Annotated in this window: 24 protein-coding genes, 1 pseudogene and 1 other annotated feature; of the genes and pseudogenes, 13 read left to right on the top strand and 12 right to left on the bottom strand. The window is 61.8% G+C overall.

What is annotated here, in order from left to right; translation table 11 throughout:
• Nucleotides 1-96: 96 nt before the first annotated feature.
• Together dusC and ACF2JD_RS09620 are read left to right on the top strand one after the other, a co-directional pair.
• Entirely contained in the window at nucleotides 97-1041 is a 945-nt protein-coding gene (dusC, locus tag ACF2JD_RS09625) for a tRNA dihydrouridine(16) synthase DusC (protein ID WP_440987293.1), read from the top strand.
• Between the two features lie 96 nt (nucleotides 1042-1137).
• A complete protein-coding gene (locus tag ACF2JD_RS09620) occupies nucleotides 1138-1506 on the top strand; it encodes a TraR/DksA family transcriptional regulator (protein WP_111910584.1) in 369 nt (122 codons plus the stop codon).
• 179 nt (nucleotides 1507-1685) lie between these two features.
• Here the strand turns inward: ACF2JD_RS09620 and rnd are convergent, their stop codons facing one another.
• The 7 genes from rnd to ACF2JD_RS09585 all read right to left on the bottom strand — a co-directional run bounded on the left by rnd (nucleotide 1686) and on the right by ACF2JD_RS09585 (nucleotide 9334).
• Nucleotides 1686-2798 (bottom strand): ribonuclease D, encoded by a 1113-nt coding sequence (gene rnd, locus ACF2JD_RS09615; RefSeq protein WP_234690035.1) that lies wholly within the window; start codon nucleotides 2796-2798, stop codon nucleotides 1686-1688.
• A gap of 100 nt (nucleotides 2799-2898) precedes the next feature.
• Entirely contained in the window at nucleotides 2899-4575 is a 1677-nt protein-coding gene (gene fadD / locus ACF2JD_RS09610) for a long-chain-fatty-acid--CoA ligase FadD (RefSeq protein WP_111910673.1), read from the bottom strand.
• Between the two features lie 196 nt (nucleotides 4576-4771).
• On the bottom strand, nucleotides 4772-5611 hold the full coding sequence (locus ACF2JD_RS09605) for an alpha/beta fold hydrolase (RefSeq protein ID WP_440987292.1): 840 nt from the start codon (nucleotides 5609-5611) through the stop codon (nucleotides 4772-4774).
• A gap of 2 nt (nucleotides 5612-5613) precedes the next feature.
• On the bottom strand, nucleotides 5614-6132 hold the full coding sequence (locus tag ACF2JD_RS09600) for a Slp family lipoprotein (RefSeq protein WP_106886819.1): 519 nt from the start codon (nucleotides 6130-6132) through the stop codon (nucleotides 5614-5616).
• Between the two features lie 67 nt (nucleotides 6133-6199).
• The gene (gene tsaB / locus ACF2JD_RS09595; RefSeq protein WP_440987291.1) at nucleotides 6200-6901 is read right to left on the bottom strand and encodes a tRNA (adenosine(37)-N6)-threonylcarbamoyltransferase complex dimerization subunit type 1 TsaB; all 702 of its coding nucleotides are present in this window, start codon (nucleotides 6899-6901) and stop codon (nucleotides 6200-6202) included.
• A 210-nt stretch (nucleotides 6902-7111) separates the two neighbouring features.
• A complete protein-coding gene (locus ACF2JD_RS09590) occupies nucleotides 7112-9022 on the bottom strand; it encodes an ATP-dependent DNA helicase (RefSeq protein WP_111910580.1) in 1911 nt (636 codons plus the stop codon).
• Between the two features lie 66 nt (nucleotides 9023-9088).
• Nucleotides 9089-9334 (bottom strand): hypothetical protein, encoded by a 246-nt coding sequence (locus ACF2JD_RS09585; protein ID WP_106886821.1) that lies wholly within the window; start codon nucleotides 9332-9334, stop codon nucleotides 9089-9091.
• Between the two features lie 185 nt (nucleotides 9335-9519).
• Nucleotides 9520-9648: a sequence feature (His leader region), on the top strand.
• Nucleotides 9649-9672: 24 nt separating this feature from the next.
• Between ACF2JD_RS09585 and hisG the strand changes: the two genes are divergently transcribed.
• The 10 genes from hisG to ACF2JD_RS09535 all read left to right on the top strand — a co-directional run bounded on the left by hisG (nucleotide 9673) and on the right by ACF2JD_RS09535 (nucleotide 17849).
• Nucleotides 9673-10569: an ATP phosphoribosyltransferase gene (hisG, locus tag ACF2JD_RS09580; protein WP_106886822.1), complete on the top strand. Its 897-nt coding sequence runs from the start codon at nucleotides 9673-9675 to the stop codon at nucleotides 10567-10569.
• 12 nt (nucleotides 10570-10581) lie between these two features.
• Nucleotides 10582-11892 carry a histidinol dehydrogenase gene (hisD, locus tag ACF2JD_RS09575; RefSeq protein WP_440987290.1) on the top strand — a complete coding sequence of 437 codons (1311 nt, stop codon included), beginning with the start codon at nucleotides 10582-10584 and terminating at the stop codon, nucleotides 11890-11892.
• Nucleotides 11889-12989, top strand: a complete 1101-nt coding sequence (gene hisC / locus ACF2JD_RS09570; protein WP_440987289.1) for a histidinol-phosphate transaminase — start codon at nucleotides 11889-11891, stop codon at nucleotides 12987-12989. The genes hisD and hisC overlap by 4 nt, the downstream gene beginning before the upstream one ends.
• 12 nt (nucleotides 12990-13001) lie before the next feature.
• Entirely contained in the window at nucleotides 13002-14135 is a 1134-nt protein-coding gene (gene hisB, locus ACF2JD_RS09565) for a bifunctional histidinol-phosphatase/imidazoleglycerol-phosphate dehydratase HisB (protein WP_440987288.1), read from the top strand.
• On the top strand, nucleotides 14135-14767 hold the full coding sequence (hisH, locus tag ACF2JD_RS09560) for an imidazole glycerol phosphate synthase subunit HisH (protein WP_404835013.1): 633 nt from the start codon (nucleotides 14135-14137) through the stop codon (nucleotides 14765-14767). Before hisB ends, hisH begins: the two co-directional genes overlap by 1 nt.
• Before the next feature lie 5 nt (nucleotides 14768-14772).
• Entirely contained in the window at nucleotides 14773-15528 is a 756-nt protein-coding gene (hisA, locus tag ACF2JD_RS09555; protein ID WP_440987287.1) for a 1-(5-phosphoribosyl)-5-[(5-phosphoribosylamino)methylideneamino]imidazole-4-carboxamide isomerase, read from the top strand.
• On the top strand, nucleotides 15528-16301 hold the full coding sequence (hisF, locus tag ACF2JD_RS09550) for an imidazole glycerol phosphate synthase subunit HisF (protein WP_440987286.1): 774 nt from the start codon (nucleotides 15528-15530) through the stop codon (nucleotides 16299-16301). Before hisA ends, hisF begins: the two co-directional genes overlap by 1 nt.
• A complete protein-coding gene (hisIE, locus tag ACF2JD_RS09545; RefSeq protein WP_326490436.1) occupies nucleotides 16294-16923 on the top strand; it encodes a bifunctional phosphoribosyl-AMP cyclohydrolase/phosphoribosyl-ATP diphosphatase HisIE in 630 nt (209 codons plus the stop codon). The genes hisF and hisIE overlap by 8 nt, the downstream gene beginning before the upstream one ends.
• Nucleotides 16924-17151: 228 nt before the next feature.
• The gene (locus tag ACF2JD_RS09540) at nucleotides 17152-17442 is read left to right on the top strand and encodes a hypothetical protein (protein ID WP_440987285.1); all 291 of its coding nucleotides are present in this window, start codon (nucleotides 17152-17154) and stop codon (nucleotides 17440-17442) included.
• Between the two features lie 107 nt (nucleotides 17443-17549).
• Nucleotides 17550-17849, top strand: coding sequence for a hypothetical protein (locus tag ACF2JD_RS09535; protein ID WP_440987284.1), 300 nt, complete (start codon nucleotides 17550-17552; stop codon nucleotides 17847-17849).
• Between the two features lie 352 nt (nucleotides 17850-18201).
• On the opposite strand, the gene ACF2JD_RS09530 is transcribed toward ACF2JD_RS09535, so the two are convergent.
• The 4 genes from ACF2JD_RS09530 to ACF2JD_RS09515 form a co-directional block, all read right to left on the bottom strand.
• Complete coding sequence (locus ACF2JD_RS09530; protein WP_440987283.1) at nucleotides 18202-18840, bottom strand: pentapeptide repeat-containing protein; 639 nt, start codon at nucleotides 18838-18840, stop codon at nucleotides 18202-18204.
• A 2-nt stretch (nucleotides 18841-18842) separates the two neighbouring features.
• Nucleotides 18843-19469 (bottom strand): CatA-like O-acetyltransferase, encoded by a 627-nt coding sequence (locus ACF2JD_RS09525; protein ID WP_440987282.1) that lies wholly within the window; start codon nucleotides 19467-19469, stop codon nucleotides 18843-18845.
• 101 nt (nucleotides 19470-19570) lie between these two features.
• Entirely contained in the window at nucleotides 19571-20158 is a 588-nt protein-coding gene (locus ACF2JD_RS09520) for a TetR family transcriptional regulator (protein ID WP_440987281.1), read from the bottom strand.
• A 177-nt stretch (nucleotides 20159-20335) separates the two neighbouring features.
• Complete coding sequence (locus ACF2JD_RS09515) at nucleotides 20336-21958, bottom strand: acyl-CoA synthetase (RefSeq protein WP_440987280.1); 1623 nt, start codon at nucleotides 21956-21958, stop codon at nucleotides 20336-20338.
• A gap of 339 nt (nucleotides 21959-22297) precedes the next feature.
• Between ACF2JD_RS09515 and ACF2JD_RS09510 the strand changes: the two genes are divergently transcribed.
• On the top strand, nucleotides 22298-22837 hold the full coding sequence (locus tag ACF2JD_RS09510) for a glycine zipper 2TM domain-containing protein (RefSeq protein ID WP_111910563.1): 540 nt from the start codon (nucleotides 22298-22300) through the stop codon (nucleotides 22835-22837).
• A 147-nt stretch (nucleotides 22838-22984) separates the two neighbouring features.
• Here ACF2JD_RS09510 and ACF2JD_RS09505 read toward each other — a convergent pair.
• Nucleotides 22985-26204: pseudogene (locus ACF2JD_RS09505) on the bottom strand (ExeM/NucH family extracellular endonuclease).
• Nucleotides 26205-26324: the final 120 nt, after the last annotated feature.

Here is a 26324-nt window from a genome sequence, read left to right as displayed (position 1 = left end):
GTCGATTAGGCCCATCGAGTGGGCAGACGGCTGACAACGCCGCCCATTGCCACTACAATCTGCGCTCTTTTTCTCCCCTTGTCTTCGGAAGTAGCTATGCGCGTTATTTTGGCCCCCATGCAGGGGGTGCTGGATCACCTGATGCGGGAGGTTCTCACCTCCGTCAACGATTACGACCTCTGTGTCAGCGAGTTCATCCGGGTCGTCGATCAGCTGCTGCCCGCCAAGGTGTTCTATCGCCTCTGCCCCGAACTCAAGCAGGATGGCAAGACCCGTGCCGGCACCCCGGTGCGGGTGCAACTGCTGGGCCAGCACCCCGAATGGCTCGCCGAAAACGCAGTGCGAGCCATCGAGCTCGGCTCTCCCGGGGTCGATCTCAACTTCGGCTGCCCCGCCCCCACGGTCAACAAGAGCAAGGGGGGCGCCGTGCTGCTCAAGGAGCCAGAGACCGTCTATCGCATCGTCAAGGCGGTGCGCGAAGCCGTCCCTGCCCACCTGCCGGTGAGCGCCAAGATCCGCCTGGGTTACGATGACAAGGAGCTCTATATGGACAACGCCCAGGCGGTCTTCCAGGGGGGCGCCAACGAGCTCGCAGTCCATGCCCGCACCAAGCGCGAAGGCTACAAGGCGCCAGCGCACTGGGAATACGTGGATCTCATCCGCCGCGCCCTGCCCATTCCGGTGACCGCCAATGGCGAGATCTGGGATCACAAGGATGCCCTCGCCTGCGCCAGCGTCTCCGGCTGCGACGCCCTCATGGTGGGCCGCGGCGCCATCTCCCTGCCCAATCTGGCCAACGTGATGAAAACCGGCTGCCCGCACATGAGCTGGGCCGAGGTGTTGCAACTGATGGTGAGCTACACAGAGCAGGATCTGGCGAGCGACAAGGCCGACTACTACCCCAGCCGCATCAAGCAGTGGTTTAGCTACCTCAAGCGTGAATATCCCCAGGCAGCGGTACTTTTTCAGGATATTCGTCTGCATAAGGAGACGGGACCTATCCGGGATGCCTTGCTGCAAGCCGCGAAAACTGTGAGCTAACCGACCTTTACTTGACTCATGTCATCTTGATAATCAACACGCCTCCCTATACTGGCCGAGTTTTATCACTCGTCTTTGGGGGCTGTTGTGTGTGAAGTGACGCAAGCCCGGTTGGCCGAATGGCGTGAGCGCCTGCTGACCGATTGGGCGCAAACAAGAGAAGAGCTGATTGCTCAGCTCAAGGCCTGTCGTCGTGACGACTGGGCCCAAAAAGTGGGAAGCTGCGAGCGGGATCAACTGGTGGATCTGACCAGTCGCCTCGACTTGCCCAAGGTGGAGCTGAGCGTGGCACGGCTGAAACGCCTCGACGCGGCGCTCTGCCAGATGGAACTGGGTCTCTATGGCCTCTGCTCCGATTGCGAGGAGCCGCTTGCCATCGATCAGCTGGATCAGGATCCCAGCCTGCAACGCTGCCCGCGCTGCGAAACCCGTTATCGCAAGGGATTCCACGCCCACGAACTCTGATGGGGGCACCCTCAGTGCCCGCCATTTATCTGTGACTCCTCTCCCCGCTTCCTTTACCCGCCATAGGTGATCCCCGGCGCCAGGGGCGCTCATGCCTGTTCGCCCGGCTGGCCGGACTGCAACGGACACAAAAAAAGGGAAGTCATTGACTCCCCTTTTCGGTGCGGCTTCCCGACAAGTTACTGGGCCAGCAGATGCCCCACCAGCTCATGACGCCAGCCTTGCAGCAGCATGGGCTTGTCGGCGCGTGCCCGCTCCTCGACACTCATCCGCCAGCTCCAGGTGAAGTACTGGTGGATGATCTTCTTGCTGGCAACGAGCTCAGGCGGAATATTGCTGGCCTTGGCCTTCTCTTCCACCATGGCCTTGATGCGCTTGAGCTCGGCCTTGTACTGGGGGAAGTCCACCAGTCGGCGAATGGGCTCGGGCCAGCCTTCGGGGTCGCTCTGCTGGGCCGCCGCGACTATGTCCAGCATTCGCTTGCCGTGGATCTTGATCTCGATGGGGGCCAGCCCCAGCTCGTTGAGATCCCGCAATGAAGTAGGCCGACGCTCCGCCACCTTGAACAGGTGCAGCTCCTTGACCACGAAGTTCAGAGCCAGATCCCGGCGCACCGCCTCTTGCTGGCGCCAGGCGGCCAGCTCGCGCAGAATGGCCAGCTCGCGCCGACCCAGCTGCCAGGCGTTGATGATCTCGAGGTAGGCCTGACGGGGATCGCTGCCCTGGGTCTTGCGGGCGGAGTGGTTCTGGCACTCCTGCTCGAACCAGGCAAACTTGCCGCTCTCGTGCAGCCTGGCCATCACCTTCTCGTAGAGGGGCATCAGGTAGAAGACATCCGCCGCCGCGTACTCGAGCTGGCGCGCGGTGAGCGGGCGGGCCAGCCAGTCGGTGCGGGCCTGATCCTTTTCCAGCTCCACGCCGAGGAACTCCTTGACCAGGGCGCCGAAGCCGACCGAGACGCCGTAACCCAGAAATGCCGTCGCGAGCTGGGTGTCGTGCATCTGGTTGGGCAGGTGGCCCGCCTGATGCTGGATGAGCTCCAGATCTTCACCCGAGGCGTGCAGTATGGCGATCTGCCCTGCCCGGCCGAGCCGCTGCCACAGCCCCGAAAGATCCAGGGTCAGGGGATCCAGCAAGGCGAGGCGTTCGCCGTCATAGATCTGGAACAGACCGAGCTGGGGATAGTAGGTACGGGTGCGAACGAATTCGGTATCTATGGCCAGGGGAACGTCGGCCAGGGAAGCGAGATACTGCTCCAGTTCGGCTTGCTGTGAAATGAGTTGATATTGCATCTTTGCCTGCACGTTGGTCGGGACCCAGAAAGAAAAAACCGTGGCATGACCCACGGTTTTGCATAACGACAGCGCTTGACTGCAGAGCAGTGCATGCCGGTTACTGCTTGGCAATCTCCTCGTCGCGCAGCACGCGCCGCAGGATCTTGCCCACATTGGTCTTGGGAAGTTCGTCGCGAAATTCTACCAGTTTCGGCACCTTATAGGCAGTCAGATGTTTGCGGCAGTGGGCAATTATCTCGTCCTCCGCCAGCTTTGCATCTTTCTTGACCACGAAGATTTTCACCAGCTCGCCGGAAACCGGGTTGGGCACACCGACGGCGGCCACTTCCAGCACCTTGGGATGGAGCGCCACCACGTCTTCAATCTCGTTCGGATAGACGTTGAAGCCGGAGACCAGGATCATGTCCTTCTTGCGATCGACGATCTTGAAGAAGCCCTGCTCGTCGCACACGGCGATGTCCCCGGTACAGAGCCAGCCATCCTGCATCACCTCAGCGGTCGCCTCGGGACGCTGCCAGTAGCCCGTCATCACCTGGGGGCCGCGCACCTGCATCTCGCCGGGGGCGCCCAGCTCGGTAATAACCTGCCCCTTGTCATCCACCAGCCGGATCTCGGTGGAGCAGACCGGCAGACCGATGGAGCCGTTGTAATCCACCAGATCGTAGGGGCAGACGCTCACCAGGGGTGAACACTCGGTCAGGCCATAGCCTTCCAGCAGCGGGGTATGGGTCAGCGCCTTCCACTGCTCGGCCACCGCGCGCTGTACCGCCATGCCGCCGCCTATGGTGAGCTTCAGGCGGGAGAAGTCCATGCTCTGGAACTCGCCGTTGTTGACCAGGGCATTGAACAGGGTGTTGACCCCTGTGATGCAGGTGAAGGGGTACTTCTTGATCTCTTTGACAAAGCCCGGGATGTCGCGGGGATTGCTGATGAGCAGGTTGTAGCCACCCAGGCGCATGAACAGCAGGCAGTTCACCGTCAGGGCGAAGACGTGGTAGAGCGGCAGCGCCGTGACCACGAACTCCTTGCCCCGCTCCAGCACGGGACCATAAACACCGAGGCACTGCTCCACGTTCGCAATCATGTTGCGGTGAGTCAGCATGGCCCCCTTGGAGAGGCCCGTGGTGCCGCCTGTGTATTGCAGGAAGGCGATGTCCTGGTTGCTGATCTCCGGCTTGATGTACTGCAGGTAGCGCCCCTTGGCCAGTGCCTGGCGCATGGTGCTGGCGTGGGGGAGGTTGTATTTGGGCACCAGCTTCTTGACGTACTTGACCACGAAGTTGACCAGGGAGCCCTTGGCCAGGCCGAGGTTGTCCCCCATGCGGGTCAGGATCACGTGCTTGACCGGGGTGTCGTGCACCACTTTTTCCAGGGTATGGGCGAAGTTGGAGACGATGACGATGGCCTTGGCGCCGGAGTCTTTGAGCTGGTGCTCCAGCTCGCGCGGGGTATAGAGGGGGTTGACGTTGACCACCGTCATGCCGGCCCGCAGTATGCCGAACACGGCGATGGGGTATTGCAGCAGGTTTGGCATCATCACCGCCACCCTGTCGCCCTTGCCGAGCTTGAGCTCGTTTTGCAGGTAGGCGGCAAAGGCACGGGACTGCTCTTCCAGCCGGCGATAGGTAATGGTCTGCCCCATGTTGACGAAGGCGGGCTGGTCGGCAAACTGGGTCACCGACTCTTCAAACATCTCGACCAGGGAGCCGTATTGGTCTGGATTGATCTCGGCGGGCACCCCTTCTGGATAACGCTTCAGCCAGACTCTTTCCACGAACTTCTCCTGCATAACTAGCACCTGTGCGCTCACTGTGTTGCCTCCGTCCCTGTCACATCCATTTCAATCAGTTGTTTTAAGCTCATGCTCTAATGCCGCACATAGTTACATAAGGCAACATCGATTAACAGCAAATTAACAACGAGAAGTGTGAGGGAGAAAGCAAACCTGACATGATTCAAAGCCGGCGATCCTACCGGATCTGACAGAAATTTTCGATATAAACGGCGGTTTTTGCCGAATTTTCCATATGGAAGTGATGATTTCCCGCCACCTGTACCATTTCAATCTGGCCAAAGGCCGGCCCTCGCAACTGCCACTGCGTCAGCAGACTCGGGAACCCCTGTTCGCCACGGATAAAGAGCACAGGGCAGGCGATGGCCCGGATCAGCGCCTGGGCCTGGCCTTCGCTCATGCGCATGGGTGAGAGATCCCGCAGACGGGGATCACTGCGCCAATGCAGCCGCCCATCCCGCGCCTCCAGCTGGCGCTCGCAGATAAGGCGCGCCGCCGCCGGGGAGATATCAGCCACCTTGCAGCGGGCCGCCACCGCCTCGTCGAGGGAGGCAAACCCACTGGACGCTCGCTCGCGAGTACGGCTGCGATTGAGAATGGCCCGCCGCAGCTGGGCGGGCACCTCCTCATCGGGTTGGCTCAGCGGCCCCAGCCCCTCCAGCAGGATGAGCCGCACTATCTGCTCGGGGAAGACACCGGCATAGGCGCTGGCGATCAGGGCCCCGAGAGAGTGGCCGAGCAAGGTGAAGGGCTGCCAGCCCGCAGCCTGGGCAATCTGATGGAGATCGTCGAGCCAGTCGACGAAGACATAGGGGGTGGCTTTGTGATCCGAATGGCCGTGCCCCGGCAGATCGACGCAGACCAGGTGGCACTCAGCGAGATGGGGGGCAAGGGACAGGAAGCTGGCGCCGTTGTCGAGCCAGCCGTGCAGGGCAATGACCAGGGGTTTGCCCTGCCGGCCGTTATCCAGCAGGGCGATGCGCCGTCCGTCGGCCAGGGTGAGGAAGCGCTCTTCCATCGTCACCAGCGGGAGTAGTGGCGTCTTGGCCAGAAGGGATCATAGAAGGGGTCGTAGAAGTAGGGGTCCATGTAGCGGATCTCCACCTCCTTCACCGGCGGCCACAGCTTGCTGGCGGTGACCTTGAGCACAGAGAAACGATACTTGTGATCCCCTATCTGGCTGTCCACCGGCTTGTCCAGGATGCCGAGCACCGTCAGGCTGCGTCCCTTGGCATAGAGCGTCGGATCCACAAAACCCTTCATGACGGCCAGAAAACGCCCCGGGCTCTGTTCCGTCTGGGTCGGCACGCCGTTGGCTTTGAGCGGCAGGTAGACCACCTCGATGATGCTCTGATCCTGCTCGTTGTGCACCGCCGAGATGACGCCGCTCCAGCGCGCGGGCTTGCCCTCCATCCCCTGCAGGGCAGGTTGATAGGCCACCAGCTGGCTTTCCGGCTCATAGGCCAGCTCCTTGGGCACCGAGCTGCAGCCGACTAGCAGCAGCCCCGTCAGGCCCAGCATGATCACGCGTTTCATCATTTGCCTCTCCTTGTCCGCGCCGTCCACCTTCACTGACTGGCGTCGCGTCGCGGCTCGCCGTTGGATGTCACTCGCGACCCGGCAGTTTTTTCCAGGTCACCTTGTCGCGCAAATATACCGGTGTGGTCTGCTCCACAGCGACCGCCTCCCCCGCCAGCCAGGCGGCCCGAGCCAGTGGCAACATGTCGACCGCCGCCGGGAAGCGCACCTGGCTCACCGCCAGTTCGTCGGCCAGGGCGTTGAGCGTCTCGCCATAGGTTTCAAAACCGGTCCCGACGCAGCTCAAGCTGCCCGCCAGCTTGCCGCGCGCGTCAATCAGGGCAGCGGGATCGCTCACCACTTCCTCCCCCACTAGCTGCATGCGGCCATCACACAGCTCGTAGTGGCCAAAATAGACCTCGTTCATCCGCGCATCTATGGCGGTCAACACCCGCTCGGCGCCGTCGAGACGATGAGCCCCCTGGGCCATGGCAGCCAGGGTGGAGATGCCGATGAGCGGCACGCCGGCGCCAAAGGCGAGCCCCTGGGCCACGCTGATCCCGATGCGCACGCCGGTAAAGGAGCCCGGTCCACGCCCAAAGGCGATGGCGTCGAGCTCAGCCAACGATAGACCGGCCTCGTCTAACACAGCCTGAACCATGGGCAGGATTTTTTGGGTGTGATCCCGCGGCGCCTCTTCCCAACGGGAGAACAGCTTGTCGCCCACCAGCAGGGCGGCGGAGCAGGCTTCGGTGGCGGTATCAACGGCCAGGATCTTCAACTCGGTCATGGGTTCCAATCTCTATAAATCAGTCAATGACATAACGTGCAAGCGGGATCTGCTCACCCGTTTTCTTAACATGGCAAATCAGTCAATCGCTAGCCACCCGCCAGCATCGCAGGTCGAATGCCGAGCGCACCGGGTACGCGGTCTGTCAGGCCGCTCGGCAAAGCTTCCCAAGCTCTCCAGCTTCCGCATTCGGGGAAATAACCGACAGGCTCATTCGCCTCGGTCAAAGAAACTCCCCAACGACTCTAACTCCCGGGTGCGAGGGATGGCGGGCAGACTCTTGATGAAGGTGGCGCCATAGGGCTTGTTGACCATGCGCGGATCACAGATGACCAACACGCCGTGATCACTGCGATCACGAATGAGCCGCCCCACCCCCTGTTTCAAGGCAATCACCGCCTTGGGCAGCTGGAGCTCGGCGAAGGGATCTCCCCCCTTGAGCTTGCAGTCATCCACCCGCGCCTTGAGCAGCGGGTCGTCCGGGCTCGCAAAGGGTAGCTTGTCGATGATAACACAGGACAATGCCGCCCCTCGCACGTCTATCCCCTCCCAGAAACTGCTGGTAGCCACCAGCACGGCGCGCCCGTTCTCCACGAAGGTCTTGAGCAGCCGCTGCTTGTTATCCTCCCCCTGCAAGAGCACGGTGCGGCCGATTTCCCGGCGCAGCACCTCGGCCACCTGCCGCATCACCTGATGGCTGGTACAGAGGAAAAAACACCCCCCCGGCGTCTTGTTGATGAGGGGGATCATCAGATTGGCGAGCTGCTCGCCGCGCCCGAAGGCATTGGGCTCCGGCAGGAAGCGCGGCACGCACAGTCGCGCCTGCTCCGTATAGTCAAAGGGGCTGTCGAGGATAAGCTCGGCGCTGCCGGCGAGCCCCAGCTCCGCCTTGAAGTGATCGAAACGCATATCCACCGTCAGGGTGGCTGAGGTAAAGATCCAGGCCACCTCGGGCTTTTGCACCTCGGCGCCGAACCGCTCGGCCACCGACAAGGGGGTGAGATTGAGGGAGAAGTGCAGCCGGGAGCAGTCATACCAGTAGGAGAAACCGGTCTGGTTGACCGCCAACACCTCACCGAGGCGGGTGCGCAGTTCGCAGACTCGCTCGAAGGCGTGATCCAGCTGCTCGCCACGCCCAAGCGCCAGTTTGAGCACCTCGTAGCAGAGCCCGATGGCGTCGTTGAGACGGGCCAGGGCCTGGCCCCAGAGCGGCTGGCGCAGGATATCGCGGGTATTGCCACGCCCCCCGTCTATCCCGAAGGCGAGGCGCAAGTCCTGGCTCGCGATGGAGAGCCTGTCCGCCGCCTTGCCAAGTTGTCCCATGTCGTGGGCCTCGGCTCTATAGGCGAGCTGGATATCCTGCGCCAGATCCAGGATGGTGCGGCTGCCCACCGACTTGCCGAAATAGTTGGTGGCGATCTCCGGCAACTGGTGCGCCTCGTCGAACACATAGACTTGCGATTCGGGCACCAGCTCGCCAAATCCGGTGTCTTTCACCGCCATATCGGCGAAGAAGAGGTGATGATTGATCACCACCACCTGGGCATCCATGGCCCGGCGCCGGGCCACCACCAGATGGCAGTCGTCGTAATAGGGGCAGTCGCGACCGAGGCAGTTGTCGTTGGTGCTGGTGACGTGGGCGAGGATCTCGGCGTTCTCCTGCAGCCCCGGAATGTCCCCCACATCGCCGTTGTCGGTGGCGGTGGACCAGGACTTCACCTTGACCAGATCGCTGAGAATTTCGGGCTTTTGCAGGTGGGATTCGCTCAAGAGGCGGTTCATCCGCTCGATGCACAGGTAGTTGCTGCGCCCCTTGAGCAGGGCCACCGGCGGGGTGTAGGAGAGCGCGCCTGTGATGGTGGGGAGGTCCCGGTAGAAGAGCTGCTCCTGCAGGTTCTTTGAGCCAGTGCTTATCACCACCCGCTTGCCGGATTCCAGCGCCGGCACCAGATAGGCGTAAGTCTTGCCGGTGCCGGTGCCCGCCTCCACCAGCAGGCGGCCGCCGCCCTTGATGGCGCGCGCCACCGCTTCGGCCATCTCCAGTTGCGGCGCGCGGGCCTTGAAGCCCTCGATGTGGCTGGCCAGAGGGCCATCTGGCTTGAACAGGGTCTGGATGGTCAAAGGAGGGTCCCGCGCAAAAGCGGCCATTATGCCAAAAGCGTGGCGAAAGCGGGACTGATAATGCGTTCAGACGAAGAGATCGATCTGATGGTCCGGATCCGGCTTGTGATCATCTTCCTGCGCCTTAGGCTGATCACGCTTGGCCGGGTGATGCCCCTGCTGGTACTGCTGGGCGCCGCCGCCGTTGTCAGTGCCAATCTTGCGCAGCTGATGCTTCTGGCTGATTTGGGTCACCTCCCGCTTGATGTCGTCGGGGCTAGGGGTCGACGGTGCGCGCGGCAAGATGGGAAATAACAGGTCCTGGCTGGGCATGGTGATCACTCCTCAGGCTATCTTGATTAGTTATCGACCAGAAAACCGTTTTCTCCACTTTAATCGGGCAAATCACAATTTCAGGTTGCATTTTCTGTCAAGGCAGGTAGTTTAAATCAGGCGTCAACTACGACATCTTATTTGTAAAGGATTGATTACATGAAGTTCACCCTGCTGAAGACTCATCATCACCATCATCATCCCGACTAGTCTTTCAGGAGGTTGACTGCTGGAAGACACTTAACTGGTGACTTCCAAAAGGACCGCAAGATTCATGAACCCTCGGAAGCACACACTTCCGAGGGTTTTTTCGTTTTTGACTAGAAGGAAATCGAGCAATGGAAACACAACGTCTGCGCATCGCCATGCAAAAATCCGGTCGCCTGAGCCAGGACTCCCAGGCCCTGTTCAAGAGCTGCGGCCTCAAGATCAACCTGCGCGAGCAGCGCCTTATCGCCCACGTGGAGAACATGCCCATCGATATACTGCGAGTGCGTGATGACGACATCCCGGGGCTGGTGATGGAAGGGGTGGTCGACCTTGGCATCATAGGCGAGAACGTACTGGAAGAGGTGCAGCTCATTCGCGCCTCCCAGGATCTGCCCTATCAGGTCAAGACCCTCAAGCAGCTCGACTTCGGTGGCTGCCGCCTCTCCCTGGCGGTGCCGGAAGATGTCACCTACACAGGGCCGCAGAGTCTGGCTGGCAAGCGTATCGCCACCTCCTACCCCGGGCTGCTCAAGCGCTTCTTCGACGAGAAGGGGCTTAATTTCAAGAGCGTGATGCTGGGCGGCTCGGTGGAAGTGGCGCCCCGCGCAGGCCTCGCCGATGCCATCTGCGACCTGGTCTCCACCGGCGCTACCCTGGAGGCCAACGGCCTCAAAGAGGTGGAGGTGATCTACCGCTCCAAGGCGGTACTGGTGCAGGCCCCCAACCCCTTGAGTGAGGCCAAGCAGAAGCTCATCGACAAGTTGCTGCCTCGCATCCAGGGGATGCAGCAGGCCCGCGAGAGCAAGTACATCATGCTGCACGCCCCCAAGGACAAGCTCGATGCCATCACGGATCTGCTGCCGGGCGCCGAGCGCCCCACCATAATGCAGCTGGCCGGTGATACCAATCAGGTGGCCCTGCATGTCGTCTCCAGCGAGACCCTGTTCTGGGAAACCATGGAGCAGCTCAAGGCCCTCGGCGCCAGCTCCATCCTGGTGCTGCCCATCGAAAAGATGATGGAATAAGGAAGGGACATCATGCAGACCCTGATCTGGAAGACCCTCTCCCCCGCACAGCAGGCCGATGTGCTGACCCGGCCGGCGCTCAATGACGAGGCGGACATAGGTGCCGTGGTCAAGGAGATCATCGGCGCCGTGCGCAGCCGTGGCGACGACGCCCTGCGGGAACTCGGCCTGCGCTTCGAGCGCGCCCCCCGCGAACAGCTGCGCGTCAGCGAGGACGAAATTGAAGCTGCCTGCACGCGGCTGGATGACGGCATCAAGGGTGCCATTGAAGCGGCCATCGCCAACATTCGCACCTTCCACGCCGCGCAAGCGCAACCCGTGGTGCGGGTGGAGACCCAGCCCGGGGTGGTGTGCGAGCTGCGCACCCAGCCCATCAGCCGGGTCGGCCTCTATGTGCCGGGGGGCAGCGCGCCGCTCCCCTCCACAGTGATGATGCTGGCCATTCCGGCAAGCATCGCCGGTTGCCGCGAGGTGGTGCTCTGCACCCCGTCGCCCGCCAGCGACGAGATACTGTTTGCCGCCCGCGCCTGCGGGGTCGAGAAGGTGTTCGCCATCGGCGGCGCCCAGGCCATCGCCGCCATGGCCTACGGCACCCAGAGCATTCCCAAGGTGGACAAGATCTTCGGTCCGGGCAACGCCTACGTGACCGAAGCCAAGGGGCAAGTCTCCCGTGACTGGCGCGGCGCCGCCATCGACATGCCCGCCGGCCCCTCCGAGGTGCTGGTGATTGCCGACGAGAGCGCCAATCCTGCCTTCGTGGCCGCGGATCTGCTCTCCCAGGCCGAGCACGGCCCCGATAGCCAGGTGGTGCTGGTGACCACCTCGCCGCTCCTGGCCGACGCCATCGCAGGCGAGATCAAGGGCCAGCTTGCCCAGCTCAGCCGCCGCGACATCGCCGCCCGGGCGCTCGGCAGCAGCCTGGTGATCCTCTGCGACAATCTGGACGAGGCCTGCGCCATCTCCAACGCCTATGCGCCGGAGCACCTGATAGTGCAGACCCAAGCGCCCCGCGATCTGCTGGACAGACTCGAGAACGCCGGCTCCATCTTCTTGGGATCCTGGACGCCCGAGTCGGTCGGCGATTACGCCAGCGGCACCAACCACACCCTGCCCACCTACGGCTATGCCCGCACCTGCTCCAGCCTCGGGCTCGCGGATTACCAGCGCCGCTACACGGTGCAGGAGCTGAGTATCGAGGGGATCCAGGGCCTTGGCCCCATAGTCCAGCGCATCGCCGATGCGGAAGGGCTGGATGCCCATAAAAACGCCGTCACCCTCAGATTGAACGCACTTTCAAGCCAGCAGCAGAAGGATTTGTCATGAGCATCGCCAATCTGGCTCGCCGCGTGGTGCGGGCCCTCACCCCCTATCAATCCGCCCGTCGCATCGGTGGTCAGGGTCATGTCTGGCTCAATGCCAACGAGGCGCCGCTGGCCTACCCCTTCACCATCGAGGGCAACCGCCTCAATCGCTACCCCGAGTGCCAGCCGGCCGAGGTGGTCAACGGCTACGCCGCCTACGCCGGGGTCAATCCGGCTCAGGTGCTGGTGAGCCGCGGCGCCGACGAAGCCATCGAGCTGCTGATCCGCACCTTCTGCGAGGCGGGGGAGGATCAGATCCTCATCTGCCCCCCCACCTACGGCATGTACGCCATCAGCGCCGAGACCTGCGGCGTCGGCATCGTCGTGCAGCCGCTCACCGCCAGCCGTCAGCCGGACTGGCCCGCCATCGCGGATCGCCTCTCCGACGTGAAACTGGTGTTCCTCTGCTCCCCCAACAACCCCACCGGGGATCTGGTGGGCCGCAAGGGGCTCATCGCCTTGCTGGAGAAGGCCCGGGAGCGCGCCATCGTGGTGGTGGACGAGGCCTACATCGAGTTCTGCCCGGAAGGCTCAGTGGTGGATCTGCTGGACCAATACCCCAATCTGGTGGTGACTCGCACCCTCTCCAAGGCCTTTGCCCTGGCGGGGATCCGCTGCGGCTTTACCTTGGGCAATCCCGAGGTGATCACCATGCTGGCCAAGGTGATAGCCCCCTACCCTATCCCCGAGCCCATCGCCCAGATAGCGGCCCAGGCCCTCTCCCCCATGGGGCTGGCGCTGATGCAGGAGCGGGTGCAGGAGCTCAACAAGCAGAAGGCTCTCATCAAGGCCGAGCTGCTTCGGCTTGCCTGCGTGAAAGAGGTGTTCGAGGACAAGGGCAACTTCGTGCTGGTGCGCTTCACCGATGGCGCCGCCGTCTTTGCCGCCATGAAGGCCGCCGGCATCATCTTGCGTGATTTTTCCAGCAAACCGGGCCTGGACAACAGCATCCGCATCACCATCGGCTATCAGGGGGAGATGGACGCCGTCCTCGCCGTGCTGCGCGATCTATCGAACAGCACCCCCTCAGCCAGCAACCCGTCTGCCGCCAGCGTATAAGGAAGTAGCCAGATGAAGACCCCGTTTTTGTTTATCGACCGTGACGGCACCTTGATAGAAGAGCCGGTGACCGACAAGCAGGTGGACAGCCTCGCCAAGCTGCGCTTCGAGCCCATGGTGATCCCGGTGCTGCGCGAGCTGCAGGCCGCCGGATACGTGCTGGTGATGGTGACCAACCAGGATGGGCTGGGCACTGCCAGCCTGCCGCTGGAGAACTTCCAGCCCCCTCAGGATCTGATGATGCACCTCTTTGAATCCCAAGGGGTGAACTGGGAGCAGGTGCTGATCTGCCCCCACTTCCCCACCGACGGTTGCAGCTGCCGCAAGCCAAACCTCGGGTTGGTGAAGGAGTACCTCGCCTCGGGTCGTATCGACTTTGCCAACTCCTTCGTGATTGGCGACAGAGAGACAGATCTGCAGCTTGCCGAGAACATGGGCATCCGCGGCATTCGCTACCAGCCGCAGGATCACGACTGGCTTGCCATCCGTGATCAGCTGCTCTCCAAGGGGCGGGTGGCCGAGGTGGAGCGCTACACCAAGGAGACCCGCATCCAGGTGGCGGTGGACTTGGACAAGAGCGGCGGCAACCAGATTGCCACCGGCATCGGCTTCTTCGATCACATGCTGGATCAGATAGCCACTCACGCCGGGTTCCGCCTCAAGCTGAAGGTCAGCGGCGATCTGCACATCGACGATCACCACACGGTCGAAGATGTGGGGCTGGCCCTGGGTCAGGCCCTGCGTCAGGCCCTTGGCAACAAGCGCGGCATAGGTCGCTTCGGCTTCGTGCTGGCGATGGACGAGGTGCAGGCGGTGATCGATGGCCGCCCGCGCCATACCACCGATACCCCCTCCCTCACCGAGCTGGACGTGGCCACGGCGCTGGACTTGAGCGGCCGCCCCTACTTCGTGTTCGACTGCCCGAGCGGCTTTGGCCGCGACAGCGTGGGGGAGATGGCCACCGAGATGGTGCCCCACTTCTTCCGCTCCCTCTCGGACGCCATGGCCATCACCCTGCAGATGAAGGTGGGCAGCGGCAACACCCATCACCAGGTGGAGGCGCTGTTCAAGGGCTTTGGCCGCGCCCTGCGCCAGGCCATCCGGGTGAAAGGGAGCGAACTCCCCTCCAGCAAGGGGGTGCTGTGATGGGTTTGAGTAAGCAAAACCTCGTCATCATCGATACGGGCTGTGCGAACCTCGCCTCGGTGCGGATGGCGTTCGAACGCCTCGGCGCGGCGCCGCAGATCTCCTGCCAGGCCGCCGACATCGAGCAGGCAGACAAGCTGATCCTGCCCGGGGTGGGCACTGCGGTGGCCGCCATGAAAAACCTCAACGAACGGGGACTGGTGCCCCTTATTCGCGCCGCCAAGCAGCCCCTGCTGGGCTTTTGTCTCGGCATGCAGATGCTGGCACAGGCCTCCGAGGAGACCATGAGTGGCAGTGACGGATCGGATGAGGGCTTGATCGAGGGCCTCGGCATAGTGCCTGGCAGGATCCGGCTGATGGAGGTGGGCAATCTGCGCCTGCCCCACATGGGCTGGAACCAGATTGAGCACGATGAGACCCACCCGTTGCTGAGAGGGATCCGAAGCGGCAGCTACTTCTACTTCGTCCACTCCTACGCCCTGGAGGTGACAGAGGCGACCCTCGCTACCTGCGACTATGGCCAGCCCTTCACCGCCATCGTCGGCCGTGACAACTTCTTCGGCGCCCAATTCCACCCGGAGCGCTCAGGCAGTGCCGGTGCCCGTTTACTGCAAAACTTTCTGGAGCTGTAACAAGGATGATCATTCCCGCAATTGACCTCATCAATGGCCAGGTAGTCCGACTCTATCAGGGGGACTACGGCCAGAAGACCGCATACAGCAGCAGCCCTCAGGCCCGCTTCGACGACTATGTTGCCCAGGGGGCGGAGCAGCTGCACCTGGTGGATCTGGACGGCGCCAAGGATGCCAAAGCGCGCCAGCTCGCCCTCATCACCGAGCTGCTCGCCGTAACCCAGGCGCCGGTGCAGGTGGGCGGCGGGGTGCGCAGCGAGCAGGACGTGGCAGACCTCTTGGCCGCCGGCGCCAACCGGGTGGTGGTCGGCTCCACCGCCGTCAAGTCCCCGGATCTGGTGGCTAGCTGGATGGAAAAGTACGGCCCCGAGCGCATAGTGCTGGCGCTGGACGTCAATATCGATACCCAGGGCAATCGCCAGATTGCGGTGGCAGGTTGGCAGGAGAACAGCGGTGTGAGCCTTGAGGCGCTGATCGAGCGCTTCCTCCCCGCCGGGCTCAAGCACGTGCTCTGCACCGACATCAGCCGGGACGGGACCCTCTCGGGCAGCAACGTCGAGCTCTACCGGGATCTCTGCGCCCGTTACCCCAGCGTGGCGTTTCAGGCCTCAGGCGGTATCGGCGGCCTGGCCGACATAGAGGCGCTCAAGGACACTGGCGTCAGGGGGGTCATCCTCGGCCGCGCCCTGCTGGAGGGCAAGTTCGACGTGAAGCAGGCCATCGCCTGCTGGACTGCCCCCACCACAGAAGGAGGCAACTGATGCTGGCAAGACGAATCATCCCCTGTCTCGACGTCAAAGATGGCGTTGTGGTCAAGGGCGTGCAGTTTCGCAACCACGAGGTGATGGGCGGCATTGTCGAGCTGGCCCGCCGCTACGCCGAGGAGGGTGCCGACGAGCTGGTGTTCTACGACATCACCGCATCGAGCGACGCCCGCGTGGTGGACAAGAGCTGGGTGAGCCGGGTGGCGGAGGTCATCGACATCCCCTTCTGCGTCGCCGGCGGCATCAAGAGCGTGGAGGATGCCCGCCAGATCCTGGAGTTTGGTGCCGACAAGGTCTCCATCAACTCCCCGGCCCTGGCCGATCCCACCCTGATCACCCGACTGGCGGAGCGCTTCGGCGTGCAGTGCGTGGTGGTGGGCATCGACTCCTACTTCGATGCGGCGAGCGGCCAGTATCAGGTCAAGCAGTTCACCGGTGACGAGAGCCGCACCCGCACCACCAGCTGGACCACCCTGGAGTGGGTCAAGGAGGTGCAAAAGCGCGGCGCCGGCGAAATCGTGCTGAACGTGATGAACCAGGACGGCATGCGCCAGGGCTATGATCTCAAGCAGCTCAAGCTGGTACGGGCCGTCTGCAAGGTGCCGCTGATTGCCTCCGGTGGCGCCGGCACCATGGCACATTTCCTCGATGCTTTTACCCAGGCCGACGTGGACGGGGCCCTGGCGGCCTCCGTATTCCACAAGGGCCTTATCCCCATTCCCGAATTGAAACGCTGGCTGAAAAACGAAGGAGTCGCCATCCGTGAATAATCCCTTGATTGATCCCACCCTCATCGACCGCCTCGATTGGGCAAAATGTGACGGCATGATCCCCGCCATCGTCCAGCATGCCGTGAGCGGCGAGGTGCTGATGCAGGGCTTCATGACCCGCGAAGCCCTGGAGAAGACCCAGGCCACCGGCCAGGTCACCTTCTTCAGTCGCAGCAAGCAGCGCCTCTGGACCAAGGGTGAGAGCTCGGGCCATGTGCTCAAACTCGTGGCCATCAGCACCGACTGCGATCAGGACTCCCTGCTGGTCGCCGCCGATCCGGTCGGCCCCACCTGCCACCTGGGCACCCCTTCCTGCTTCGACGGTCACCCTGTGCCGCCGCTCGGCTTCCTCGCCGAGCTCGAGCAGATCCTGGCCTCGCGCAAGGGGGCAGACCCGGCTACCAGCTACACCGCCAGCCTGTACGGCAAGGGCACCAAGCGCATCGCCCAGAAGGTGGGTGAAGAGGGAGTGGAAGTAGCCCTGGCCGCCATGGCGAAAGACAGAGAAGAGCTCATCAACGAATCCGCTGACCTGCTCTACCACCTGACGGTGCTGCTGCAAAACGAGGGGCTGGGTCTGAAGGATGTGGTGCAGCGTCTCCATGAACGCCACAACAAGTAGTCTTTGCACCGATAGATAGAGCAAACGGGCCCTGATGGGCCCGTTTTTTATGCACCAGCGTCTCCCCCTCCTCGTGGGAGGATTGACGCCTTTCGAGCCTATTTCTCGGGGATTAGCTCCGTTCCCCTGATCGGGCCGGGATACCAAGGCTTGCCCCCCTGAACAGGGAGTCGCTCATCCCAGGGTCGGCGGCGATAATGGCGCACCACCCTCACCTCCCCAGGCGCGATGAACAAATTTCAGGTTTTCTCCACCCCGGAGGCGCCCGCCGCCTTCACCTTGCTCGACATGGCGTCGACCTGCTTCCTGGCACACAAGGCCGTTTTGCTGGCGCAGGGGTTCGAGGTCATAGGCGAACCCATACTGGCCCCTGATGCCCGCACAGCGGCCGAATCCCATCAACTCAACATGGCCGATCCCAGCCGCCCCTATGGCGGCCCCAGCACCATAAGCCTCTTCGCTTATACCCTGCTTCATGCCCCCCGGCTGTTTGGCAAGGGCAAACCACCAAGGCGCTGACTGAAGCCGACCTGAATAAAGGCCCCTTGGGATGTCGCAAATGGGGCCTGTCCGGCGGGAAAGCCCCCATGGATAATGAAGGGACACAGTTCACCCCCAGAGGCCCTATGAGCAAATACCAGTTCTTCCGTCAGGGACAGGATCCCGCCAGCGTCACCTTCTTGCTGATGTCTTCCCCCTCTTTTTTACCTGAAAAGTCACAGCTGCTGGAGCAGGGCTTCGAGGTGGTGGGGGATTATATCGACGCAGCCAACGAGAAAGAGGCGCTCGACAAGTTCAAGAGCGGCATGATAGAGCCGCTCGCCGAGTACACCAAGGCCAGTGAAGCAGGGGGACTTTACTACTTCATCTCCGGCCTGTGGGAGGAGCTGAGCAAGCGCATCAGGGGTGCCAATCCTCCCCGCTGATAGGCTAGGTTATGACAGACCCGCCATCTCTTCCCCAGCAAGCAGTGAGCCTGTTGACCTTGCAACAGGCCTTCGCAGAACGAAAGGCCGGGCCCTGCAAGACGTGGTGCGGCGCCCTCATGAGCGGCATCACAAATGATCGGAGTATTGATATCCGACGGCTCATCCGGCTTGCCTCGACCAGTTAAAGGGGTGAGTCTTTGTGATAATAAAAATAAACAAGAGGGAGGCCTATGCCTCCCTTTTAAATCCGAAAAAGACCTTACAGTCAAATAATGGTCATGCCCCGGCTTATTGCTCAACCTGAATAAAAAAGCATTCACGGCACAAGCCATTGACTGGCATCTGGCTTTCAATCAAACAGCTCGAATCCAAAGCCATCCAGCAAGTGGATTGCCTCAAGCCGTGTGAATTTAGTCCCTTTCAGGTGATTGTCCCGCACATCGATACGGTAATTTGTCGCCTCCCTGAAATCAGTACCGTTCAGGTTGGTATTGCCGAACATGCTTTCAGTAAAATCCGAGTATGAGAAATCGGATTTGCTGAAGTCGCCACCTCTGAAGTCCACAGCCCTTACCTTGCACTCCTCCATGATCATCCCAGGCAATTTAAGACCAAAGAACGAGGAGTCATTTAAAATAGATTTTTTGAACATGAGCTGACCAGGCACCACAAACCTTGACCACTCGGCTTTAGTCCAGTCAACCCCGATAATTTTACACTCTTCGTAAAGTACGGCTAAAAATCGGCTGCTATCAACGCGGAGGTTGCTCAGATCTGAATTTTTGAAGACGCAGTCAACGAACTTGCAACGTTGAAAATGGGCACCATTGAAGGAGCAATTCACAAAGACACAGTCTTCAAATACTTTTGCGTAGATATGGGTGTCGGCAAACTTGAGACCATTGAACTCTTCTTGGTAATACTCGGCGATACCGTCATCTATTCTATCTTTCATATTGAGCCTTATTGCGATAATTCTGTCATTCACGCTCAGTCTTCATTGAGTGCTGCTTGCAGTTTTTCGAGAAACCTGCCGATATGAATGCCATCAACAAAGGAGTGATGCACCTGCACGGAAAAAGGCAGCATGACACGGCCCTCTCTCTCGGAATATTTTCCCCAATTGAAAAGAGGGATGGCGTTCTCTTTGTCTCCGGAGAATGTATGAGACAGTTGCGTATATGAGAACCAAGGTAGCGGTGAAAATTGAAAAACATTGCCTCCCGCTGGCGCTGTAAAATACGCCTGTTGTGCAAGCGCGGCCTGCTGCGCCGCCAACACATAGGTCTGCAGCGTATCCGTCAATGGGGCGTCAACAACCTTGAATAACTCTGTTTCCTTGTCAAGGTAAGTAAACACAGTATTGATTTGATCGTATAGCACCACGCGCCCATCCAAGAATCGGTAGCGAAATGCCTCCATTTCATTTGCACACCTGGCCGTGACGAATATCATGGCAAAGGTGAATGATGTCTCCAGCTTGCGGATTTTGTTTATAAATTTCGTCACATCCAGCTCAACGGTCACGCCATAGAGTGGATTGCTGAAATTCTTGAAAATATTGCAATGGAGTGCACGCCACCACTTGGTTTCATCAACCAGAAGATAGTTTGACACAGTGAAACCGCCTATTTTAAATGGGTTTTAAAAAGCTTCACATAAAAAGCTGTTGATATCAATATTGCTTAAAGCAGCAATCCAATCTCAATAAATCGTTATCAGGCTGGCTTGCCATCGATCAAGAGCTGTATCGCTGCGCCATAATGCTCGGCAATAATATCGATTGGCGTTGTCAGCAGTGTTTCGTGCTGGATAACGGCCAATGAATTGATAAGTCCCCCCGTCTGGGCAGAAATAAGGTGTGCTCTCAACTCAGCATCCTGCCCCGGCAAACGTTGAGCAAGTTTCTCAACGAATCGAGTTCTAACGACATCCTGTAAACGGGTTCTTATGGTCTCGCTGTCAGAGGCCTGAACTAACGACACATAGGAACTCATTTTATTTTTAATGTCGCCGGAGATCAGTTCAAGAACGATACGGTATCCCATGCCATCCAATGAACCTGTGAGTGCTTTTTCACAAAAGTCGCTGATGGCCAGCGCTTCGAGAAAAAGCTCCTCCTTGGAGCCGAAATAGCGGATGAGCAATGCGGGATCGACCCCGACTTCCTTTGCGATGGCCCTGAGCGACGTCGCTCTGTAGCCGGTTGAAGAGAAAAGTTTTCGGGCAACATCGAGGATCAAGGCTTTGGTTGTGTCAGCACCACCCAATTTCACCACCCCCTCGGTCACAGCATCCTTGATCATATTTCCTTCCCTTTCCAAGTCGTCATGATGAGCGATTTTAGGTATGTCCCTCATGCAAGTCAACGGCGTTGACATGGATTATTCAACACCGTTGACCTGGACTGTCCAGTGACACATCCACATGACCACAAGAGATGAACTGCCCTCAGATGCCCGTCCGCATCCCCTTCGACGGGATCACTCCAACTGCTGGCGCAACATGAACTTTTGCACCTTGCCGGTGGAGGTCTTGGGCAGGGGGGTGAAGATGATGCGCTTGGGGGCCTTGAAGTGGGCCATCTGCTCGCGGCAGAAGGCGATCAGCTCCGCCTGGCTGAGCACACGCCCCTCCTTGAGCTTGACGAAGGCACAGGGCACCTCCCCCCACTTCTCGTCCGCCATGGCGATCACCGCGGCCTCGTCCACGTCCGGGTGGCGATAGAGCACGTCCTCCACCTCCAGGCTGGAGATGTTCTCCCCGCCCGAGATGATGATGTCCTTGGATCTGTCCTTGATCTCCACGTAGCCGTCCTGGTGCCAGACCGCCAGATCCCCGCTTCGAAACCAGCCCTCAGCCATCGCCTCTTCGCTGGCCGCCGGGTTCTTGAGGTAGCCCTTCATGACGATGTTGCCGCGCAGGAAGATCTCCCCCAGGGTCTTGCCATCCCGGGGCACAGGCTCGCCGCTGACGGGGTTGGCGACCCGCATCTCTCCCTGCAATGGAGAGGCCACCCCCTGGCGGGCCTTGAGCCGGGAGAGCGCAGTGGCATCCTGCCCCTGCCAGCTACGCTGGGGCTCGCACACCACGCAGGGGCCATAGGTCTCGGTGAGGCCATAGACATGGGTCACGCCTATCCCCATGGCCTCCATGCCGGCGATCACGGTGGCGGGTGGCGCCGCCCCCGCCGTCATCGCCTTGATGGGGTGATCGAGCCCCAGTTTCAGGGCCGGATCGGCGTTGTTCAGCATGTTGAGCACTATGGGGGCGGCGCAAAAATGCGTCACCCTGTGTTCCTGCAGCGCCTCATAGATGGCGCCCGCCTGCACATGGCGCAGGCAGACGCTCACCCCGGCGGTGGCCGCCAGGGTCCAGGGGAAGCACCAGCCGTTGCAGTGGAACATCGGCAGCGTCCACAGATAGACGGGGTGTTTGGGCAGCTCCCAGGAGAGCACGTTGTTGACCGCATTGAGGTGGGCGCCGCGATGGTGATAGACCACCCCCTTGGGGTTGCCCGTGGTGCCCGAGGTGTAGTTCAGGGAAATCGCCTGCCACTCGTCCGCCGGCAGCCAGCCGGGCTCGTCGCCGTTGCCCCCGGCAATGAAGGCCTCGTAGGTCAGTTCGCCGACCAGCTCCCCCTCCCGATAGAGGGGATCGTCGATGGCGATGACCAGAGGCTGGCTGTCAATGAGAGAGAGCGCCTTGCGCACCAGGGCGCCAAACTCCCTGTCCACCAGCACCACCCTGCTCTGGGCATGCTGGAAGATGAAGGCCATGGACTCGGCATCGAGCCGGGTGTTGATGGTGTTGAGCACGGCGCCGCTCATGGGTACCCCGAAGTGGGCCTCGAACATGGCCGGGACATTGGGGGCGACGATGGAGACCGTATCCCCCTCGCCGATGCCGTGCAGGCGCAGGGCAGAGGCGAGCTGGCGACAGCGCACCTCGGTCTGGGCCCAGCTCTGGCGCAGGGGGCCATGGATCAGGGCCGGGTAGTCGGGATAGACCCGGGCCGCCCGGGCCAGAAAGCTTAAGGGGGTCAGGGCCTCGAAATTGGCGGGCGTCTTGCCAAGGCCAGTCTCGTAGATGTGCGGCTTTGTCATCGGGTTCCTTCCTCATATGGGCACAAAGCGGGGGGAGTCTCGCGGATCACGGCGCACAAGGTACTTGGCAGGCGGCGGATCCTTATACCCGACGAGGGTACCAAGGGGGCGCACGCCCAGGTATTAGCGAAACGTCTTAAGGGGCTGCGCCCCCTGCCCCAGACTCTCGCGACGCCATCGCCCCACCTTTTGTCGCCAATCACAGACGCTCCCTTGCCGGGGCCGTTTTTGGCGCAGCCAGCCTCTGTCGCACCCGAAGGGCCATTGCCTTGAGCCCGGGGACAAAAATGCCAAGAATGAGCCCAGGCCCCAAGGGCAATCACTGTAAGGAGAGAAGAGATGAACACATCCATGTTGGCAGGTATCGGGATCGGTGTGGCCTCTGCACTGGCATTGTCGGCCGCCGCCAGCGGATCCCTGTTTTCATCAGAGCCCCAGTTTGCCGAGGTGCTGGCCAGCAAACCGGTGACCGAGACCATCAAGACGCCGCGCCAGGAGTGCCGCAACGTCACCGTCACCCACCGCAAGCCGGTGCAGGATGAACACAAGATCCTGGGCACAGTGGTCGGTGCAGCCCTCGGGGGCGTGGTGGGCCACCAGTTCGGTGGCGGCAGCGGCAAGAAGGTCGCCACCGTCGCCGGGGCCGCCGCCGGTGGCTACGCCGGCAACCAGGTGCAGGGCAACATGCAGGCGGGGGACACCTACACCACCACAGAGCAGCGCTGCAAGACGGTGCAAGACAGCAGCACCCGCACCCTGGGTTATGACGTCACCTACCGCCTCGCCGGTCAGGAAGGGGTAGTGCGAATGGAACAAAAACCCGGCACCACCATTCCGGTCAAGGATGGCAAGCTGGTACTGAGCAACGCGCAGGGTTGATACTCCGTTAGGAGCGCCCTGCCATGGAGAAGGCCCACCCGACGCGGTGGGCCTTTTTCATGGGCGAAGCACTGCCAGTCAGGCCAAAGCGCCAACCAGCAAGAAGGGGCCCGCGGGCCCCTTGTGTCATCTGCATGCTCACTCTCATCAGTGGCGGCCGAAGGGCCACCAGGGCTTGTCGTTGTCCTGGATATCGACCCGGGTCTGCTGCACAGTCCCAGGCTGGGCGCCCTGCACCTTCACCAGGCTTGTCTTGAACTGCTCGGTGGACTCCACGAACCAGTCGTCCAGGATCAGCACCTTGATGGACTTGCTGCCCCCCTCGCCCGCGGCCCAGCTCACCGACTGGCCGAACCAGGGCAGGAAATCCAGCCCCCAGCGCGCCGTGATCCCCTCAAGGCTCAAAGTAGCACGGGCGGGTTTGCTGAGATCGCCGCTGCGCACCAGGGGGATCTCGGCAAACCACTGCCCCTCGTTCACCCTCATGCTGGCGCTCGCCAGGGCTATGGTGGAAGGCGCCAGCTTGTCCTTGATGGTCACCAGGGTCTGGTGTTGCTCCCCCAGCGCCGCGCCGCTTGCATCAAACAGCTCCAGGGTGAAGGTCTCATCCCCCTCGTGCAGGGTGTCGCTCTTCACCGGAATGCTGATGGTCTGGCTGTCGCTCTGGCCAGCCGCCCAGTTCAGGGTACCGGTCAGTGGTGCCACGTCCTTGGCATCGGCGCTGCCGTAGGCGACGCGGTAACTGACGCTGGCCTCCCCATGGCTGCCGTCCCGGCGCGCCACGGACAGCGTGAGAGTGCTGCCTTCCTCCACGCTGGCGGCGGCGCTCTCCAGGCTCAAGACTCCGGCGGGCGGCAGCGGGTACTGAATGGCCACCAGCACGGGATCGTGATCCGAGGCGCTGAAGGGCCCCTCGGATTTCGCCAGCTGGCCGCTGTACTTGTTGCCGTACTCGAAGAAGTTGCTCTCGGCGGAGTTGATGTGCCAATCCTCGATGCCGATCACCTTGGCCGCCAGACTCGGATTTGCCAGGGCGTGATCCAGGTTGCCGAGCTCCCCCTCATAGCTGTAGGAGTAGGTGTCGGTGCCGTGGAAGCGGGTGTTGAGGTTGATGAGACCATAGCCCTTGCCAAGGGCGCTGCCGCTCTCCTCATAAGGCTGGCCCGCCAGCGTGGTGAAGGAGGCGCTCAGGATCTGGCGCGTTTGGGCGGCCGGATCATAGTCGGTCAGCACCCGGATGGGATCCTCCATGCCGTAGGCGTTCAGATCCCCGATGAGCAGCAGATCCCCGCTCACCCCCTTGAGACGCTCCCCCAGCACCCTGGCGGCGGAGACCCGCAGGGCGTTGCAGTGACCCTGGCCGTCCAGCGGATCGGCGGTGACGTAGTCGGGGTAATCCTCGAAGCAGGCGGAGCCCTTGGACTTGAGGTGGTTGACCACCAGGGTCAGGGGCGCATCCCCCTTGGGGGAGCTGAAGCGCTGCAGCAGCGACTCGCGCATGCCCTGGTTGATGGCCACCGGCTTGCCGCTGGCGTCCTGGGCCTCGGCCTGCTGCACCGGCAGCACTATGAGGCTGGCGGCCCCTTGCGGCGTCACGCTGGCGGGTCTGTAGATGAGGCCCACGGTAATGGCATCTGTGCCTATGGGTTGACCATCGGGGGAAGACACCCAGGCGTAGTGATCCGCCTCGTCCGGCTGGGCGGCGTTGAGGGCCGCCACCAGGTTGGCGATGGCGGAGTTGTCGCCGTAGCCGTTGTTCTCTATCTCCATCAGCCCCACCACGTCCGCGTTGAGGCGGGTGATGGCGCTGACGATCTTGGTGCGCTGCAGCTCGAACTCAGGCACCGTCAGGGCGCCACGGTTGCTGCCGGTGGGGTTGGCATCGCCGCCCACCACAGTGGTGAAGAAGTTGAGCACGTTGAAGCTCGCGACCCGCAGATCCCCCGCCTCGGCGAGCTCCGGCGTCTCTACCCGGATCCCAGCCGCTGTGATCGATGTCGCTGCTGTCGATGCGGTTGCTGGCCACCAGCCGGAACAGGTTGTAGGAGTAGCCGAGCGCCCCCTCAAGCCCGTTGAGCCTGTCACCGATACGCAGGTAACCATCCTCTGCGTTGAAGCCGGGATACCAGGGCAGCACGCCGTCCGGCGCCTTGGCGTCCGTCTCTACCACCAGCTGGTTTTGCTGGTTGCGCAGGGCCCAGTCGCTCGCCTCCTGGCTCAGGGCGGCAAACTTCTGGGTCGACTTGATGAGGGGCGCGCCATAGGCCAGCACCAGGTTGTTGCGCTTGCCGTCGTAGTCGAAGCTGAAGTTGCGGGTCACCACCAGGCTGGATTCGGGCACCAGCCGCACCTGCATCCCCTCGTGGCGCTCCAGCAGCTGGCTCAGGCTCTCGCCTCCCACAGGCACCAGATCCACCGCCGGCAGCAAGGCCCCCACCGGCTGGGTCACCACCAGCTGATCGGCACTGAGCTGGGTCTGGTTGAAATACTCTTTGACCTTGCCCGAGACGCACACCTCGGCTCCCGGCACCAGGGCGCCGTTGGCCTGGGTGCTGTGGATGAAGAGGCCGTCCGAAGTGGCCGGATCACCGTCCCCCTGCGCGTCCTGAATGAAGAAGCCCTTGTAGAGGCCGCTCACCACCTGGGTCACCACGCCGCGGGTGGCATAGGCCTGCTCGGATTCAAACTTGCCGGCCGGCACCAGGGGGCTGCTGCTGCCCGGGCCCTGGATGGCGGGCACCGGCACCAGCTGATCGACCGGGCAGACGAAGGCGGGCGGCTGGGTGCCGTCGCAGGGAGCATCGCCGCTGCAACCCAGGCCACTGGCGTCATCCTTGGGGGCGGCCAGATACTCCTGCGCCGGATCGAAGGGGTTGGTCGCATCAGTGCGGCCCGTGGTGACGGTGGCCTTGCGGCGAAGCGTCATGTCCAGGGTCGAAACAGAGCCCGAGACCCAGGCCGTGCCCGGATCCACCCCCACCTGGCCTAAGCTGTCTGCAATCTCGCTGCCGCGATAGAGCACCAGAGCGTCGTCGCCGTTGAACACCAGGTTGCCGCTGGTCTGCTTGGTCTTGGCCAGGATCTCGCCGCTGGCGGAGGGATTGGCCAGCACCAGGCTGGCCCCCGGGGCCAGGGTGCCTTGCAACGCCAGGCTGTTGGTGGGGGCATCGGTGAGGGTTTTGCCGTTGGCATAGAGCGCCAGCCGGTATTGGGCGAGATCGACGGGATCCGAGCCGAGGTTGCTCAGCTCCACCGCCTTGTTGTTGCCAGAGCCTTCCAGGTATTCGCTGATCAGCAGTTGCGCCTGTGCCTGTCCTGAGAGCGCCAGCCCGACCGCGAGCGCCACCAGAGAGTGTCTTCCTGACATGGTCAGTTTCCTTTTTTATGGGCAGATTATGTTATTGGCGCCCGCGCAAGGCGGGCCGCAGCACCTTGTTAGATGTCGAACTCGGCCAGCGGCCAAGATCGCGCCTACTCTGCCCCCTTA

The sequence above is a fragment of the Aeromonas ichthyocola genome (assembly GCF_046087985.1).
Classification (GTDB): domain Bacteria; phylum Pseudomonadota; class Gammaproteobacteria; order Enterobacterales; family Aeromonadaceae; genus Aeromonas; species Aeromonas rivipollensis.
Note: the sequence above shows the minus strand (reverse complement) of the source record. Positions and strands in the feature narration are given on the sequence as shown.